Source organism: Cupriavidus oxalaticus (assembly GCF_016894385.1).
In the GTDB taxonomy this organism is placed as follows: Bacteria; Pseudomonadota; Gammaproteobacteria; order Burkholderiales; family Burkholderiaceae; genus Cupriavidus; species Cupriavidus oxalaticus.
Genome location: NZ_CP069812.1, coordinates 699,314 through 716,339, shown reverse-complemented (window position 1 = coordinate 716,339; position 17,026 = coordinate 699,314). Strand labels below are relative to the sequence as shown.

The following is a 17,026-nucleotide window of genomic DNA, read 5'->3' as shown; positions in this document are numbered from 1 at the left end:
GCATCACCGCTCCGGGGGGAGGATCCAAAATGCACCACAACAGAACCAAAGCCGCAGGCAGTGCCCGCATCCTGGTGCTGGCCGCCATTCTCTGCACGCCCCTTGCGGCGGCCGCACAGGCCGCCATGGAGGCCGGCAACCTGACCAGGGGCGCCGCACCCGCTGCCGCCAAAACGCCAGCCGGCCCGATGCAGATGACGATCAGCATGACGCCCGGCGGACCTGCCACGGTGGCGCAGAACACGGCTGCGGCACCCGCCGCCGAGGCACGCGGACCCAATTGCATCGGCGCCGTCCGCAATGAATCCAGCGTGGTCGTGCCGGTCGGCAAGTCGCAGCTGATCAGCCTGCAGGAGCCCGTCCGCAACCGTACCCTGGGCAATCCCGCCGTCGTCCAGGCCACCATGGTGTCGCCGCAAACCCTCTATGTGCTGGGCCGCACCGTCGGCACCACCAACATGATCGTGCAGGGCCGCAGCGGCGCCTGCAGCATCATCAACGTGGTGGTCAATGCGGATGCCGGCGGCCTGCAGACTTCACTCGGGCAGTTGCTGCCCGGCGAGCCCGGCATCCGGGTCATGACCGCCGCCGACAACCTGGTGCTGACCGGCAGCGTCACCAACGCCCAGGCCGCGCAGCAAGCCATGGACATTGCCCAGGCTTACGCCAACGCGGCGCACAGCGACGCCAACAAGAAAGGCAACGTACTCAACATGCTGTCGGTGGACACGCCACAGCAAGTGATGCTGGAAGTGAAGGTGGCCGAGGTCTCCAAGACGCTGCTCAACCAGCTCGGCTCGACGGTGAACCTGCAAGGCGGCTTCGGCTCATGGACCGGCGGCCTGGTGACTTCGCTGCTGACTGGCGCTTCGACCGCGATCTTTGCCAGCAAGGCCAACAACCGCCCCTTTGACATCGCCGTCGATGCGCAGAAGAACGACAGCCTGGTCAAGATCCTGGCCGAACCGAACCTGGTCACCATCAGCGGCCAGGAAGCCAGCTTCCTGGCAGGCGGCAAGATCTATATCCCGGTGGCACAGGCCAATGTGCTGAATGGTGCCGGCACCGTCACGCTGCAGGAAGAGGAGTTCGGCGTGGGACTGAAGTTCACGCCCACGGTGCTCGCAAACGGCCGCATCCACCTGAAGGTGGCACCGGAGGTGTCCGAGCTGTCGCCCACCGGCGCCACCGTCAGCGGCAGCACGCTGGCCGGCCAGACCGTGCTTCCTCTCATCACTACCCGCCGCGCCTCCACCACGGTGCAGATGCGCGATGGCGAAAGCTTCGCCATCGGCGGCCTGCTGACGGACAGCGCGCGCGGCTCGCTCAAGGCACTGCCGGGCGCTGGGGAGGTGCCCGTGCTCGGCACGCTGTTCCGCAGCACCCAGTACCAGCAGGACCTGACCGAGCTGGTGTTCGTCATCACGCCGCGCCTGGTCAAGCCGATGCAGACCAACAACTATCCGCTGCCGACCGACAGCTTCTCCACACCCAACCCGCTGTCGCTGTACTTCATGGGCAATATGGAAGGCAGTGGCAAGCCCGCACCGCTGCCCGCGCCCGCGCCGTCGCAGCCGGCCGCACCGGCAGCGGCCCCCGCCGCCACGCCGACGCCTCCGCGCACCGAAGGCGCGCCCGCTACGTCGATCTCGATGGTGCCGACGGGCAGGCCGCTGGACGAGCCGCCGGCCGCTGCCGTGCCGCCGGTAACGGTAACGGCCGTGGCTGCGGCACCAACGCCATCGGCGGCACCGGTGCGCAGCACCGCGGCCCTGCCGCCGCCCGAAGACACCGCCGCGCGCATCGCCCGCATCGAAGCCACGGCCGCCCGCCTGGCGCTGGCCAGGGCCGCGGGCACGGCAGCAGGCGCGACGTCTGGCGGCAACTGATCCGCCGTCACCAGCAGAACCTGGAGAACGACCATGAACAAGACACTGAAGCTTTCGCGCGGCGCTGCCGTCCTGATGCTGGGCAGCGCGGCCTGCCTGGCGCTGGCGGGCTGCATGACCTCCACGCCGGTCTGGGACGGCCAGCGCGGCGTGGCGCTGGCCACAGTGACGCAGATGCAGATCATCAATCCGGATGCGCCCGCGGGCCTGCCGACCATTACCGGAACGGATGGCAAGACGGCAGTGGCGGCGATGAAGAACCTTGACCGTTCGCTGGTCCGCAGTGCGCAAGGTAACGGCACCCCGGGGTTCACCGTTGATTTCGGTGCCGGAGGCTATGGCGGCATCGGCATGTCGGGCGGCAACGGCAGCCGCTGAAGCCTGGTACCGATCTGGGAGAACCCATCATGGTCCTGTCATCACCTTCGCGACGCCGGGCGAAACCGCGGCTCGCTCGTCAGCGCGGCGCTGTCGCCATCATGGTCGGTCTCTCCCTTGCCGTACTGATCGGCTTTGTCGGACTGGCGCTCGATCTTGGCAAGCTCTACGTTGCCAAGAGCGAGCAACAGAACAGCATGGATGCGTGTGCGCTGGCGGCGGCCCGGGACCTGACCGGCGCCACGCCTCTGGCTGTTGCGGAAGCTGCGGGCATTACAGCGGGCTCTATCAACAAAATGATGTTCCAGAAAGAGACCACTTCCCTGGTCGCCGACCTGAGTGTCCAGTTCAGCGACGCACCCGACCATGCGTTCTATCCCAAAGACAGCGCAATCGGTGCCTATCCCCTGGACACCATCAAGTATGTCAAGTGCAGCAACCAGCGCAGCGGCATCGCCACGTGGTTCATCCAGGTCCTCAACCTGCTGCCCCAGGTGAACATCGGTCCGTCAACCGTCAGTTCTTTTGCCATGGCGACCACGGCCTCGGCCCAGACAGCCTGTGCGATTCCGATCTTCGTGTGCAAGCCCGACCCGGCATCCCCCTACAAGATCGGCCAATGGCTGAGTTCGAAATTCGATGCCAGCAACCCCAGCCAGTATGGCCCCGGGAGCTTCGGCTGGGCCAGCCTCGTGGAAGACAACGCCAAATCGCTGATGGAGCAGTTGCAGGGTGCAGGGCAATGCAATCTCACCGGCATCGAGAAGGTCGGTACGCAAGGCAACGTCAACTCCGTTCCCGACTATTGGAACAGCCGCTTCGGGATCGCGCCGCCGTCGGGCAAGCGGCTGGGCGTACCTGACTTCACGGGCTATGCCTACAACGACACGACCTGGTCCGCAAAAGAGAACGCGTATCCCGATTTCGTCAACAAGCGCAAGGCATATGAGCGCTATCAAGGCGACGCCGCAATGGGTTGGACAAATCCCAATGGAACAAAGGGCACCCCCTTGTCGCAGGAGGAATACAAGAGCGGCGCCGACCGGCGGCTGATGCTCGCACCCGTGGTGGATTGCGCCGCCTTCAGCGGAGGCAAGGCGCCCGTCACGGCATGGGCATGCCTGCTGATGATCGAGCCGATGCAGAACAACGGCAACAACAACGCAGTACGGGTCGAATACCGGGGCATCTCTACCTCGGCGGGCAGCCCGTGCGCGACCCAGGGCATCCCAGGCTCCGGCACGGGTGCAGGGCCCCAGGTTCCAATGCTTGTGCAATAGGAGACCTGTCATGCGAGAAGTCATGCGAGAACATCGATACCGTTCCGGCCGCATGCGAGGTGTTGCGGCTGTGGAGTTCGCCATCGTCCTGATTCCACTGGTGATCCTGGTGTCCGGCGTAGCGGAGTACGGCCGCGCGATCTACCAGTACGACGCCCTTACCAAATCCACCCGCAGCGCCGCAAGATACCTGTCCCAGTTCTCGCCGGAAGACCTCGCTTATCCGGTGGATGAAGCGAAGTGCCTGGCAGTCTACGGCAACGTCTCTTGCACCGGTTCTGCACTGGTCAGTGGGCTCACGCCATCCATGGTGACGGTCTGCGACCGCCTGCACACCTCGGACTGCAGTGACGCCATCTACGGCACGGTCAGCACCTATGACAACAGCTCGGGCACAGGCGCCGCAGCCGGAACGATCAGCCTTGTCGCTGTCAAGATCTCCGGCTTCCAGTATTCGCCGCTCCAGTCCTTCATCAACGCCTCAGGCATCACGTTCTCCAACATTGTCACTGTGATGAGGCAAGTGCTATGAAAGCCGTCCCATACGTTCGCTTGCCATGCAGACAACGTGGTGCCACCGCCATCGAGTTTGCGCTGGTCGCCGGGGTGTTCCTGACCTTGTTGCTGGGCATCGTCGAATTCTCGCGTCTGCTGTTCTACTGGAACACCGCGGGCGAAGCCACGCGCCTTGGCGCGCGCATGGCCGTGGTCTGCGATGCCAATGCGGGAATCATCACCAACAAGATGACCGGGCTGCTGCCGATCCTGAAGCCAGGAAACATCGAGCTCACCTATCTCCCGGACGGATGCGGGGCGGATCCCGCAACCGCCCGAAGCAGCTGCGAATCCGTCACGGTAAGCGTTTCCGGCGTTTCCGTCAGCACCTTTATCCCGTTCGTTCCGTTGAACGTCAACATGCCTCCGTTCGCCACCACGCTCTCCCGCGAGAGCATGAACAGTGCCACCGGCGGTCCGGTTTGCAGCTAAGCCACAGATTTCGGAGACAAGACCATGCTGAAGATCCTGATCGCATCCGAAGACGCCGACCGGCTCGCCGAAATCAACCGGCTCAGCGCCGTGGTCGGGAACTTCCAGGCCATGTCGTTGCAGGAAGGCCTGGCACGCTTTCCGCTCCACGCCAGCCGGCTCCGCATGGCCGACCTGCTGGTCCTCGAACTGCCGTCGATCGGCGCGGCGCAGATGCATGCGGTCGAGACGCTGCGCGAGCAGCACCCCGACCTGCCCTGCATCCTGATCACCGAATCGCCGGATTCAGCGCTGCTGATCAGAGCCATGCGCGCGGGTATCCGTGACGTGCTGTCATGGCCGCTGGACAAGGGACAACTGGCCGAGGCGATCAAGCGTGTAGAGGCAACCCATGTTCCACGGACGCGCGAAGCCGCGCAGTTGGTGTCGGTGATTTCCTGCAAGGGCGGGACCGGCACCAGCTTCGTTGCCGCGAACCTGGGCGATGCGCTCGCCCGGCACCTGGGCAAACGCGTGCTGGTGATCGATCTGAACCGGCATTTCGGCGATCTCACCTATATGGTCTGCGACCAGGCACCCCCGTCCACGCTGCCTGACTTGTGCGGCCAGATCGACCGTATGGATGCCAATCTGCTGGACGCCAGCCTGGTGCACGTAAGCCAGGGCTTCGACGTGCTGGCCGGCGCCACCGACCCCGTCAAGGCCAGCCAGATCCAGAAGGACAAGCTCGAATGGATCCTCTCGGTCGTGCAGCCCGGCTACGACTTCGTCATCTTCGATCTCGGCCAGAGCATCGACCCCCTGTCGATCAGCGTGCTCGACCACAGTGACCGCGTCTGCGTGGTGATGGAACCTACCATTGCCTGCGGGCGGCCCGGCCGCCGGCTGCTCGATATCCTGCGCGCCCTGCACTATCCCTCCGACAAGATCCGGCTGGTGTTGAACCGTGCCGGCCGGAAGAACGAGGTGCCGCGCGCCAGCATGGAAGAAGTATTCGGCACCCGGGCCACCTATGTCTTGCCGGAAGACTCTGCCGTGGACGAAGCCATCAGCCACGGCGAACCCATTGCCAAACTGAGCCGGCGCAGCGCCATGACGCGCGCGCTGCAGGCCATGGCCACACAGTTGTGCGCCGCGCCGGAGACCCAGCGCCATGCCCGCCCGGAGCCGACGTCGCCGCTGCGCCGCCTGATGCTGCGTGCCAGGAGCGCCTGAGCGCGTGCCCTACCGGATACCCGAACCCGAAAGCAAGGAGCCCATCATGTCGATCCGTGAACAGCTGGCCCAGACCAGCCCCGCCTTCACCGCCAACGGCCATGCAGCGATCCATTTTTCGACCGCCGCGGGCGCCGGCGCTTCGGCCGGCTATCATGCGCTCAAGCGCGATGTGCACGAGACCGTGCTGGATCGCGTCGAACTGGAACGCCTGGCGCGCTATCCGCAGGAACAGGTTCGCCAGGAGATCGCCGCGCTGGTCAACCTGATCATCGACGAGCAGAAGGTGCTGCTCAACGACAACGAGCGCCGCCAGCTGACGGTGGAGATCTACGACGAGATGTTCGGCTTCGGCCCGCTCGAGCCGCTGCTGAAGGATCCCACGGTGTCCGACATCCTGGTCAATACCGCACGGCAGACCTATGTCGAGCGGCGCGGCAAGCTGGAGCTCACCAATGTGGTCTTCTACGACGATGCGCACCTGATGAAGGTGATCGAGAAGATCGTGTCGCGCGTTGGCCGGCGCATCGACGAAACCAACCCGATGGTGGATGCGCGCCTGCCGGACGGCTCGCGCGTGAACGCGATCATCCCGCCATCGGCCATCGACGGCCCGCTGCTGTCGATCCGCCGCTTCGCGGTGAATCCGCTCCAGGTCAAGGACCTGGTCGACCTGCGCAGCCTGACGCCGCCGATGGCGCAACTGCTGCAGGCGCTGTCCGCGGCCAAGATCAACGTGCTGGTGTCGGGCGGCACCGGCAGCGGCAAGACCACGCTGCTGAACATCCTGTCGGGCTTTATCCCGGAAGACGAGCGCGTGGTCACGATCGAGGATGCGGCAGAACTGCAGCTGCGCCAGCCGCATGTGCTGCGCCTGGAGACGCGTCCGCCCAATATCGAGGGCAAGGGCGAGATCACCCAACGCTCGCTGGTACGCAACGCGCTGCGCATGCGCCCGGACCGCATCATCCTGGGCGAAGTGCGCGGCGGCGAGGCGCTCGACATGCTCAACGCCATGAACACCGGCCATGAAGGTTCGCTGACCACCATCCACGCCAACACGCCGCGCGATGCGCTGACCCGCCTGGAAAACATGGTCAGCATGGCTGGCCTCACCATGCCGGCGAAAGCCATGCGGCAGCAGATCGCCTCGGCCATCACGGTGATCGTGCAGGCCGCGCGCATGACCGATGGGCGGCGCAAGATCATCAGCATCCAGGAGATCACCGGCATGGAAGGCGACATCATCAACACGCAGGAGATCTTTACCTTCCAGCGTACCGGGGTGGACAAGGACGGCACCGTACGCGGGCACTTCCGCGCCACCGGCGTGTACCCGAAGTTCGCCGAGAGGCTGCGCGTGTTCGGCGTAGGACTGCCGGACGAGACCTATGACCCGGCCAAGCGCTACGAAGTCTGAGCGCGAGGCAAGCCAACGACAACGACCGGGGAGACGCACATGAGCACGATCTTCTATGCCTTCGGCATCCTGCTGTTCGTGGCGGTGGTGCTCTGTGTCGAGGGCATCTACCTGTGGTGGAACAACTATCACGGCCCTGCCGCGCGCCGGATCGACGCGCGGTTGCGCGCCATTTCCGCCGGCGGCCAGGTCAATGCCGAGCGGCTGTCGATCCTGAAGAAGCGGCTGCTCAGCGACTCGCCGCGCCTGCAGCGCTGGCTGATGAGCATGCCGCGCATCAGCGGGCTCGACCGCTGGCTGGAGCAGTCGGGCAGCACCTGGTCGGTCGGTCAGTTGATGGGTTACTGCGCGACCGTGGTGCTGTGCACGGTGGCGCTGATACCGCTGCTGCCGCTGCCGCTTCCGCTCATGCTCGCCATCGCGGCGGTCGCCGGCATCCTGCCGGTGCTGCATGTGATGAGCCTGCGCGCCAGGCGGATCAAGCAGCTGGAAGCGCAACTGCCCGACGCCGTCGACATGATCAGCCGCGCCTTGCGCGCGGGCCACTCGTTCAGCGGTGCGCTGGGCATGGTCGGGCAGGAAATGAAAGCGCCCATCGGCCCCGAGTTCCGCACCACGTTCGAGGAGATCAACTACGGCGTGGCACTGGACGAGGCCATGACCAACCTCGCCATCCGCGTGCCGGTGGGCGACCTGCGCTACTTCGTCATCGCCGTGCTGATCCAGCGCGAAAGCGGCGGCAACCTGGCCGAGATCCTGGACACCATCGGGACCATGGTGCGCGAACGCCTGAAGCTGTTCGACAAGATCCGGGTGCTGTCGGCCGAGGGGCGGATGTCGGCATGGGTGCTGGGCCTGCTGCCCTTCGGCACCGCCGGGATGATCCTGGTCGTGAATCCGGACTTCATGAAAGTGCTGTGGCAAGACCCGCTCGGGCTGCGCATGGTCGGCGGTGCGCTGGTGTCGATGATCCTTGGCGTGCTGTGGATGCGCAAGATCATCCGGATCCGGGTATGAAGCCGGCGCCGCGTGTCATGCGCCGCGCCGTGACTCACTAAGCAGGGCTTTGGACAGCCATCCATACGGGAGTCCATCATGCAATTCATCCAGGGTTTCCAGGCCGACCAGTTCGTCGTGCTTGCGCTGGTCTTCGTGGCAGCGTTCGGCACGGTGTTCGGCGTGCTCTACGTGTTCTCGCCCAACCGCATGCGCGGCCGGGTCGAGCAGCTTTCCGGGCAGGCCGGACAATTCATGCCCGACGCCGGCCGCCAGCACGCGCTGATCGAGAAGCTGGTCCGGTGGGCGCAGCCGGTGTCGCGGCTGTCGCTGCCCAAGGAGGGCTGGGAAAACTCGCCATTGCGCGTGCGTTTCATGAACGCCGGCTGGCGCCAGGCCAAAGCCGCGCCGCTGTACTTTGCCGCCAAGACGGTGCTGGCCGTGACGCTGCCGATGATCGGACTGGTGGCGGCAAGCGCCCATCCCGCCTTCCAGGACCATTTCATGATGTTCGCGCTGCTCGCGGTACTCGGTGCGATCGGCTATTACCTGCCCAACATCGTGCTGTCACGCAAGGTGGCACAACGCCAGCGCACGGTGTTCGAGGAATTCCCGGACGTCATCGACCTGCTCACAGTCTGCGTGGAAGCCGGCCTGGGTCTCGACGCCGCACTGATGCGCGTGGCCGACGAACTGGAGCTGCGCTGCCCGGTGCTGGCCGACGAACTGCAGCTGATGCTGCTGGAACTGCGCTCGGGCTTCTCCAAGGAAAAGGCGCTGTCCAACCTGTCGCTGCGTACCGGCGTCGAGGACGTCGACAAATTTGCCTCGATGCTGATCCAGGCCGACCGTTTCGGCACCAGCCTGGGCGAATCCCTGCGCGTGCTGTCCGACATGCTGCGCACCAAGCGCCGCATGCGCGCCGAGGAACAGGCCGCCAAGATCGCGCTCAAGCTGCTGTTCCCGCTGATCTTCACCATCTTTCCCTCGCTGCTGCTGGTGCTGCTGGGGCCGGCGTTTATCCAGATCTATCGTGTCCTGTTGCCGACCATGGCGGGACAGGGAGGATAGGACGCACGGGTAACCCGAACGGTTCCCCCGGCTGTCTCCCGGTGCAACGCCGGCCAGACAGTCCCTTGCCCGGACCTGGTTCCGGGCTTTTTTGCTTTGGTGGCGGGCGTGCGAGCCGGGGACTTGACCGCGGCGCCAGGGTTCTTAAGAATGCCACCACTGCCCCCGCCGCCGGCGCGACGGATGCAGCCAGACCCAATCGCCCCGGAGTTCCCATGAAACTGCGCATCCTGAGCGACCTGCATATCGAGCACAACATGCCGCAGCAAGTGCCCGGCTGCGATGCCGACATCGTGGTGCTGGCCGGCGACATCGCCAACGGCCGCGACGGCATCGACTGGGCCGCGCGCACGTTCGCGCAACCCGTGATCTATGTGCCCGGCAACCACGAGTACTACGAGAGCAATTTCGATGCGGTCGACCGGCAGATGGCCGAAGCCTCGGCGGAGCATCCCGGCATGCACGTGCTCAACGGGGCCGTTGCCGAGTTCGACGGCGCCAGTGGCCGCGTGCGCATCCTGGGCACGACCTGGTGGACGGACTACACGCTGTTCGGCGTGGACCGGCGCGAGGATGCGATGCAGGCCTGCGCGGGCGTGATGCTGGACCACCGGCTGATCGAAGTCGACGGCGGCAACGGCAAGGCCCGCCATTTCACGCCGGCAGACGCGCTGGCGCGCCACGAGGCCGCTTCGGCCTGGCTGGCCGCGCAGCTGGCGCGACCGTTCGAGGGCAAGACCGTGGTGGTCACCCATCATGGCCCTGACCTGGGCAGTCTTGACCCGCGCTACTCGCATGACCTGGTATCCGGCGGATTCCTGTCGCGCCGGCCCGACCTGGTGGCGCAGGCGGACCTGTGGATCCATGGCCATACCCATACCAGCTTCGACTACTGCATCGACGATTCGCGCGTGGTGTGCAATCCTCGGGGTTATGTCAGCCGGCGCACGGGCGAGCTGGAAAACAAGTGCTTCGACTGGTGCTGCGTGGTTGAGGTCTGACCAGCCCCGACAAGCCATCAAGCAGGCAAGCACCCAAACAAAAACCCCCACAGGCTCGCACCTGCGGGGGTTTTTGCTGTGACAGCCTGCCGGCCCGGGTTGTGACACCCCGCCAGCAGTCGGTCGGCACAAATTACATCATGCCTTCCATGCCGCCCATGCCGCCCATGCCACCCGGCATTGCCGGAGCCGATTCTTCCTTCGGCGTTTCGGCAACTGCGCAGTCCGTGGTCAGCATCAGCGAAGCCACCGAAGCGGCGTTCTGCAGTGCGGTGCGGGTGACCTTGGTCGGGTCCAGCACGCCCATTTCGACCAGGTCGCCGTACTCGCCCGAAGCCGCGTTGTAGCCGTAGTTGCCCTTGCCTTCGATGACCTTGGCAACGACGACCGAAGCTTCTTCACCAGCGTTCAGCACGATCTGGCGCAGCGGCTCTTCCATGGCGCGCAGCACGATCTTGATACCGGCGTTCTGGTCGGCGTTGTCGCCGGTCAGGGCCGAGATCGCAGCGCGGGCGCGCAGCAGGGCCACACCACCGCCGGGGACGATGCCTTCTTCCACCGCAGCGCGGGTGGCGTGCAGGGCGTCTTCCACGCGGGCCTTCTTTTCCTTCATTTCGACTTCGGTGGCAGCGCCAACCTTGATCACGGCAACACCGCCGGCCAGCTTGGCCACGCGCTCTTGCAGCTTTTCACGGTCGTAGTCCGAGGTCGCTTCTTCGATCTGGGCGCGGATTTGCTTCACGCGGCCTTCGATCGCACCTGCGTCGCCGGCGCCATCGATGATGATGGTGTTTTCCTTGCCGATCTCGATGCGCTTGGCCTGGCCCAGGTCGTTCAGGGTGGCCTTTTCCAGCGTCAGGCCGACTTCTTCGGCGATGACGGTGCCGCCGGTCAGGATGGCGATGTCTTCCAGCATGGCCTTGCGGCGGTCGCCGAAGCCCGGGGCCTTGACGGCGGCGGTCTTCAGGATGCCACGGATGTTGTTGACCACCAGGGTCGCCAGGGCTTCGCCCTCGACGTCTTCAGCGATGATCAGCAGCGGGCGGCCGGCCTTGGCCACTTGCTCCAGCACCGGCAGCAGGTCGCGGATGTTGCTGATCTTCTTGTCGAACAGCAGCACGAACGGGCTGTCCAGCTGGACCACCTGCTTTTCCGGGTTGTTGATGAAGTACGGCGACAGGTAGCCGCGGTCGAACTGCATGCCTTCCACGACTTCCAGCTCGTCGGCCAGCGACTTGCCGTCTTCGACGGTGATCACGCCTTCCTTGCCGACCTTGTCCATGGCTTCGGCGATGCGCTCACCGATCGAGGTGTCGCTGTTGGCCGAGATCGCGCCAACCTGGGCGATTTCCTTGCTGGTGGTGGTCGGCTTGCTGACCTTCTTCAGCTCTTCCACGGCGGCGCCGACAGCCTTGTCGATACCGCGCTTCAGGTCCATCGGGTTCATGCCGGCGGCCACGTACTTCATGCCTTCGCGCACGATCGACTGGGCCAGCACGGTAGCGGTGGTGGTACCGTCACCGGCGTTGTCGCTGGTCTTGGAAGCCACTTCCTTGACCATCTGGGCGCCCATGTTCTGCAGCTTGTCCTTCAGCTCGATTTCCTTGGCCACGGACACGCCGTCCTTGGTCACGGTCGGGCCGCCGAAGCTGCGCTCCAGCACCACGTTACGGCCCTTCGGGCCCAGGGTCACTTTAACGGCGTTGGCGAGGATGTTCACGCCTTCGACCATCTTGGCACGTGCGGCGTCGCCGAACACTACGTCTTTAGCTGCCATTCTTGAAATCTCCTGAAATCTGTACGGGTGGCGGTCAGTCGGTGAATTACTTGTTCACCACGGCCATGATGTCTTCTTCGCGCATGACCAGCAGTTCCTGGCCTTCCACCTTCACGCCCTGGCCGGCATACTTGCCGAACAGCACGCGGTCGCCAACCTTGACGTCGAGGGCGATGTTGTTGCCCTTGTCATCCTTCTTGCCGGGACCGACTGCCAGCACTTCGCCTTGATCGGGCTTCTCGGCAGCGTTGTCGGGAATCACGATACCGGACGCGGTCTTGGTTTCGTTGTCCAGACGCTTCACGATCACGCGGTCGTGCAGAGGACGCAGGTTCATACGGACTCCTAAATACAAAAGTGAGTGTTTAATCACAAATTGGCCGGCTAACCGAGGCGACGGCCAACTGAAATTTTCAGGTGTCGCAAGGGGCGCTTGATGCTGTTAGCACTCACCCCCGACGAGTGCTAATTATAGGGACGGGGTATGGCCATTTCAAGACAGCGGCTTGATGGGGGTTTTCCCGGACAGCCGGCCAATGTGGCTTGCAGCCCGCCTGACCGCCCTTCCGGGGCAAGATGCGCGGGAATGACGGTAGTGTTTGATGCCTCCCTCGCGGTCGGAGACGTCCAGCGGCAGCGCGATCACGCGCTCATTGCCGCAATCGGCGACCATGCCGGCGACCATGCAGGCGATTGCCGCTTCGCTGCGGGCGGAGATCACGACGGTCGCGCCGGCTTGCCACAGCGACAGCGCGCAGGCGCGGCCGATGCCGCTGGAGCCGCCGGTGATCCAGGCGGTCTTGCCGTGCAGGGAAATCGTGGGGGCGTTCATTGCGGGGATTCCTTTGTCTGGGATAGTCGAATAGCGGCACGCTTCAATGCGTGGCCACGCCCATGATCTGGTTCACGTCATAGATTGGCGGACGCGGGTTCTTCGCCCACGCGTCGGTCAGCAGGTAGCGCAGCCGGAAACTCTCCGGCACATCGGCCAGTCCCGGCGTGAACAGCCACAGCCGCAGCAGGTGGCGCTTGCGGTCGAGCTCGGGATGGTCCTCGTAGCTGGTGCGCGAGTGCAGCACGACGTAGTTGTTCAGGAACTGCATGTCGCCGGGCGCCAGCTCCATGTCGATGCGGAAGCGCGGGTCCTGCGTGCAGGCGTCGAACTGGTCGAGCGCGGCAATATCCTCCGGCGCCAGCCGGGGCGCGTCCGGGAAGCGCTGCGCGGTGTTGATGAAGCTGCGGATATAGCGGTTGAACAGGCGGCCGTTGTGCCAGCTGAACACATGCGTCATGGTGTACGGCGCCTGGCCCGGCGCTTCCTCGTGCCGGCGGTCGAACGCAAAGGGCTGGTACAGCCGCGCCAGCAGTTCGGGATGCTCGCGCAGCATGGCGTTGTGGATGGCCATCGAGCTGGCAATGCTGCTCATGCCGCCGCGCCGCGCCGTGCGCAGGCACAGCAGGCCGTCGAACTGTTCCAGCAGTGCGCGGAACAGGCCGCGGCGGGCTGATTGGCCTGCTATTCGTCCCGCGCCCGCTATTCCGGCCTGATGCCGTTGACCTTCACCACGCTGGCCCACGTGGCATAGTCGTTGCGCACCGTGCGCGCGAACTCCTCCGGCGTGGTCAGCGGCGGATCGGCCATCATGTTGAGTTGCTGGAAGCGCGTGGTGAGCGCCGGCGCCCGCAGCGCCCTGTTGATCTCGCGGTTCAGCGTCACGATGATCTCGCGCGGCGTGCCCTTGGGCACGAACAGCCCATACCAGCCTTCGTTGGTCATCGGGAAGCCTTGCTCGGCCATGGTCGGCACATCGGGGAACGCGGGCGCGCGGTGCTTGCCGGTGATGCCCAGCGGGCGGATCTTGCCGTTCTTCACCAGCGGCACCGAGGTGGTGATGTCGACGAAGGCGATCTTCAGCACGCCGCCCTGCAGGTCGGTCAGGATCGGCGGCACGCCCTTGTAGGGCACATGGGTCAGGTCGATGCCGGCCAGCGTATGCAGCTGCGCCATGGCGAGGTGCCCGCCCGAGCCGATCCCCCAGCTGCCGTAGTCATACTTGCCGGGCTGCGCCTTGACCGTTGCCACGAAGGACTTCATGTCCCTGGCCGGAAAGTCCGGCGTGACCACCAGCAGCACGCCGCCCGAGCCGATCTGCGCCACCGGCACCAGGTCATCGACGATGTTGAACGGTAATTTCGGCTGGATCGCCTGGTTCATCACGGTGGCCGAGGCGCTCGCCAGCAGTATGGTGTAGCCATCCGGCTGCGCGCGCACGACGGCATCCACCGACAGCTGCCCGTTGGCGCCGAGCTTGTTGTCGACCACCACGGGCTGCTTCAGCGCCTGCGAGATCTGCTCGGCGAACACGCGCGCCAGCACGTCGGGGCCGCTGCCGCCGGGGCTGGGCACGACCATGCGGATCGGGCGCGAGGGCCAGGTGCCTTGCGCGAGGACGGGGGCGGCTGCCAGCGCGGTGGCGGTCAGTACTGCGAGATGCCATGCGCGCTTGCCGCGGCATGTCGGGCTTGATTTCATATCGTCTCCGTAAGCCCACGCCGCTTCTGTGGATGGCGATGCCCGAGTTCACGGCGGCATCGGCGGCGTGTGTGCACCGGGATTTTGCGCACGATCCGGCCGCGAAAACCAATGAAATAAAACCGCGGAAGCATAAGCAATTGGTCATGCCAGCACGGCGGGCCGTGCGTCGGCTCAATCGCGATGCAACCTAAGCCGCGGCCTCCGGCGCCCGCCCGCGCGCACGGTGCCGGGCGCGACACCCTGCCAGCGGTGGAAGGCCTTGTTGAAGCCGGCCTGCGTCTTGAAGCCCAGTGCCCGCGCGACATCGCCGAGCGGCATGTCGGTGTGGCCCAGCAGCCGCCGCGCCAGCGCTTCGCGCTCCTCATCCAGCAGTTGCGCGAACGAGGTGCCGTGGTCCTGCAGGTGGCGATGCAGCGTAAAGCGATGCACCGCGAACAGCGAGGCCAGCCGCGGCGCGGTGCACTCGCCCAGCAGCATCAGGTCGCGGATCGCCTGCCGGGCCTGGCCCAGGAAATCCGGCGCGACATGCGATTCCAGCTCGCTCAGGTAGCGCACCACCGAGGATTCGACCGCCTCGTCCGCCACGCCGCAGCGCTGCTCCAGCGTGCCGGCCGGGAACACGAATTCGTCGCGCGGCTGGCCGAAGCGCACATCGGGCCCGAAGTGCGCGACGAACGGCGCCAGCTCCGGCGGCGGCGGACGCGACAGCGAGACCGCCGCGGGCAACCAGGGCTTGCCGAGCATCAGCCGGAACATCTGCAGGTTGGCAGCGAGGTAGGCGGTCAGCAGGTCGTCTCGGCCCGCGCAGGCGCCGTCGATCTCGACCGAGAAGACCGCATAGCCTTCGCGCACGGTCAGCGCCGTGTCGATGCCCCGGTACCAGATGCGCCCGTAGCGCAGCAGCCCGTCCACCGCGTCGCGCACATTGCGCGAAGACAGCAGCAGCAGGCGCAGCGGCCCGGCGTTCTCCATATTGGCGCGCGCGCCGACCTGCACCGCGAGCTGGGGCCGGCCGGAGGCCTGCGCCGCATCGGCCAGGATGCGGCCGCAAAGCGTCAGCGCCAGCGGCGCCATGGGCTCTTCCAGCGACGCCGGGCCGATGCCGTAGCGGCCCAGCAGCGGCCAGGGGTCGGCGCCCTGCGCCCGCAGCACCTCGACCACCCGCGCAAGCGTGCCGACCGGGACCGAACGGCTCTCCGGCTTCATGGTTCGGGTTTTCACCAGCTGTGACAAAGGGATAGGAAATAGTGACAACAGGATAAACGCAGCATGCGGCCGGCGTCCAGAATAGCTGCACCGCCCCATGCAAAGGGCTTCACCATCAGGAGACCATCCATGCATTTTCTCGACGACAGCCTGCTTCCCGAAAACCAGGAAAAACTGGTGATCCAGGTCGCGCCCTACGGCCCGCAGTGGCTGCCCTCCGACTCGGACGACATCCCGGTGAGCATGGATGCGCAGATCCAGAAGGCCGTCGATTGCTACAACGCCGGCGCCACCGTGCTGCACGTGCATGTGCGCGAGTCGGACGGCAAGGGCTCCAAGCGCCTGTCGATGTTCAACGAGATGCTGGCGCGCCTGCGCGAAGCCGTGCCCGACATGGTGCTGCAGGTCGGCGGCTCGATCTCGTTCGCGCCCGAAGGCGAAGGCAAGGCCGCCGAGTGGCTGGACTATGACACCCGCCACATGCTGGCCGAACTCGACCCGAAGCCCGACCAGGTCACGATCGCGATCAACACCAGCCAGATGAATATCTGCGAGATGCTGACCGCCGACGACGTGCAGGGCACCATCCTCGAAAAGCCCGAGTACCTCAAGGCGTACAGCGAGATGGTGGTGGATTCCAAGCCGTCGTTCTTCATCGAGCACCTGGAGCGCCTGGGCAAGGCCGGCATCCAGCCGCATTTCATGCTCGGCCACGTGGCGCAGCTGGAGACGGTCGAGCGCCTGATCCGCAAGGGCCAGTACCGCGGCCCGCTGATCCTGAACTACGTCGCCATCGGCGGCGGCGCGGCGGGCCTGCATCCGGCCGACATGATCGAGTTCGCGCGCCGCACGCCGGACGGCGCGGTGCTGACCATCGAGAGCGCGATGCGCGCGGTGCTGCCGATGAACGCCATGGCGATCGCGCTGGGCCTGCATGTGCGCGTGGGCATCGAGGACAACCTGTGGGGCCGCAAGGGTGAGCGCATGACCTCGGTGCAGCAGATCGAGCAGACCGTGCGCCTGGCGCGCGAGCTCGGCCGCGACGTCGCCAACGGCAAGGAAGCGCGCCGCATCTACAAGATCGACGAGTGGTACGACAGCGCGGACGAGACCATCCGCCAGCTCGGCATGGCGCCGAACCGCAAGCCGGGGCAGCGCGGCTTCACGGTGCCGGGCAGCGTCTGAGTGCAGCCATCCACCACGGCATGCGCGTTGCCTTGGCCGCGCGTGCCGTTGGCTTCCGAATACAGCCCTTCTTGCAGCAACCGAT

Annotated in this window: 17 protein-coding genes; 11 read left to right on the top strand and 6 right to left on the bottom strand. The window is 65.6% G+C overall.

Annotated elements, in window-relative coordinates; all coding sequences use genetic code 11:
* Positions 1-29 precede the first annotated feature (29 nt).
* From JTE92_RS15630 to JTE92_RS15585, 10 genes are all read left to right on the top strand, one after another.
* Positions 30-1,889, top strand: a complete 1,860-nt coding sequence (locus JTE92_RS15630) for a type II and III secretion system protein family protein (RefSeq protein ID WP_063237012.1) — start codon at positions 30-32, stop codon at positions 1,887-1,889.
* A 33-nt stretch (positions 1,890-1,922) separates the two neighbouring features.
* A complete protein-coding gene (locus tag JTE92_RS15625; protein ID WP_063237011.1) occupies positions 1,923-2,267 on the top strand; it encodes a hypothetical protein in 345 nt (114 codons plus the stop codon).
* 29 nt (positions 2,268-2,296) lie between these two features.
* On the top strand, positions 2,297-3,547 hold the full coding sequence (locus tag JTE92_RS15620) for a pilus assembly protein TadG-related protein (protein WP_063237010.1): 1,251 nt from the start codon (positions 2,297-2,299) through the stop codon (positions 3,545-3,547).
* Between the two features lie 22 nt (positions 3,548-3,569).
* On the top strand, positions 3,570-4,079 hold the full coding sequence (locus JTE92_RS15615) for a TadE/TadG family type IV pilus assembly protein (RefSeq protein WP_063237177.1): 510 nt from the start codon (positions 3,570-3,572) through the stop codon (positions 4,077-4,079).
* Positions 4,076-4,534 carry a TadE/TadG family type IV pilus assembly protein gene (locus JTE92_RS15610; RefSeq protein WP_063237009.1) on the top strand — a complete coding sequence of 153 codons (459 nt, stop codon included), beginning with the start codon at positions 4,076-4,078 and terminating at the stop codon, positions 4,532-4,534. Before JTE92_RS15615 ends, JTE92_RS15610 begins: the two co-directional genes overlap by 4 nt.
* Positions 4,535-4,558: 24 nt before the next feature.
* Positions 4,559-5,749 (top strand): CpaE/TadZ family protein, encoded by a 1,191-nt coding sequence (locus JTE92_RS15605; protein WP_063237008.1) that lies wholly within the window; start codon positions 4,559-4,561, stop codon positions 5,747-5,749.
* Positions 5,750-5,795: 46 nt separating this feature from the next.
* The gene (locus JTE92_RS15600) at positions 5,796-7,169 is read left to right on the top strand and encodes a TadA family conjugal transfer-associated ATPase (RefSeq protein WP_063237007.1); all 1,374 of its coding nucleotides are present in this window, start codon (positions 5,796-5,798) and stop codon (positions 7,167-7,169) included.
* A gap of 39 nt (positions 7,170-7,208) precedes the next feature.
* A complete protein-coding gene (locus JTE92_RS15595) occupies positions 7,209-8,186 on the top strand; it encodes a type II secretion system F family protein (RefSeq protein WP_063237006.1) in 978 nt (325 codons plus the stop codon).
* 75 nt (positions 8,187-8,261) lie between these two features.
* Positions 8,262-9,236 (top strand): type II secretion system F family protein, encoded by a 975-nt coding sequence (locus JTE92_RS15590; RefSeq protein WP_116386755.1) that lies wholly within the window; start codon positions 8,262-8,264, stop codon positions 9,234-9,236.
* Positions 9,237-9,451: 215 nt separating this feature from the next.
* Positions 9,452-10,237, top strand: coding sequence for a metallophosphoesterase (locus tag JTE92_RS15585; protein WP_063237004.1), 786 nt, complete (start codon positions 9,452-9,454; stop codon positions 10,235-10,237).
* A 133-nt stretch (positions 10,238-10,370) separates the two neighbouring features.
* Here JTE92_RS15585 and groL read toward each other — a convergent pair whose 3' ends face one another.
* The 6 genes from groL to JTE92_RS15555 form a co-directional block, all read right to left on the bottom strand.
* Complete coding sequence (groL, locus tag JTE92_RS15580; RefSeq protein ID WP_063237003.1) at positions 10,371-12,014, bottom strand: chaperonin GroEL; 1,644 nt, start codon at positions 12,012-12,014, stop codon at positions 10,371-10,373.
* Between the two features lie 46 nt (positions 12,015-12,060).
* Positions 12,061-12,351, bottom strand: coding sequence for a co-chaperone GroES (gene groES, locus JTE92_RS15575; RefSeq protein WP_063237002.1), 291 nt, complete (start codon positions 12,349-12,351; stop codon positions 12,061-12,063).
* A 156-nt stretch (positions 12,352-12,507) separates the two neighbouring features.
* Positions 12,508-12,846, bottom strand: coding sequence for an SDR family NAD(P)-dependent oxidoreductase (locus JTE92_RS15570; protein WP_063237001.1), 339 nt, complete (start codon positions 12,844-12,846; stop codon positions 12,508-12,510).
* Positions 12,847-12,889: 43 nt separating this feature from the next.
* Positions 12,890-13,441, bottom strand: a complete 552-nt coding sequence (locus JTE92_RS15565) for a TauD/TfdA family dioxygenase (protein WP_063237000.1) — start codon at positions 13,439-13,441, stop codon at positions 12,890-12,892.
* 107 nt (positions 13,442-13,548) lie between these two features.
* Positions 13,549-14,547, bottom strand: a complete 999-nt coding sequence (locus JTE92_RS15560; protein ID WP_063236999.1) for a Bug family tripartite tricarboxylate transporter substrate binding protein — start codon at positions 14,545-14,547, stop codon at positions 13,549-13,551.
* Between the two features lie 174 nt (positions 14,548-14,721).
* The gene (locus tag JTE92_RS15555; protein ID WP_063236998.1) at positions 14,722-15,756 is read right to left on the bottom strand and encodes an AraC family transcriptional regulator; all 1,035 of its coding nucleotides are present in this window, start codon (positions 15,754-15,756) and stop codon (positions 14,722-14,724) included.
* 129 nt (positions 15,757-15,885) lie between these two features.
* On the opposite strand from JTE92_RS15555, the gene JTE92_RS15550 reads away from it, so the two are divergent.
* Positions 15,886-16,941 (top strand): beta-keto acid cleavage family enzyme, encoded by a 1,056-nt coding sequence (locus JTE92_RS15550; RefSeq protein ID WP_063236997.1) that lies wholly within the window; start codon positions 15,886-15,888, stop codon positions 16,939-16,941.
* Positions 16,942-17,026 lie beyond the last annotated feature (85 nt).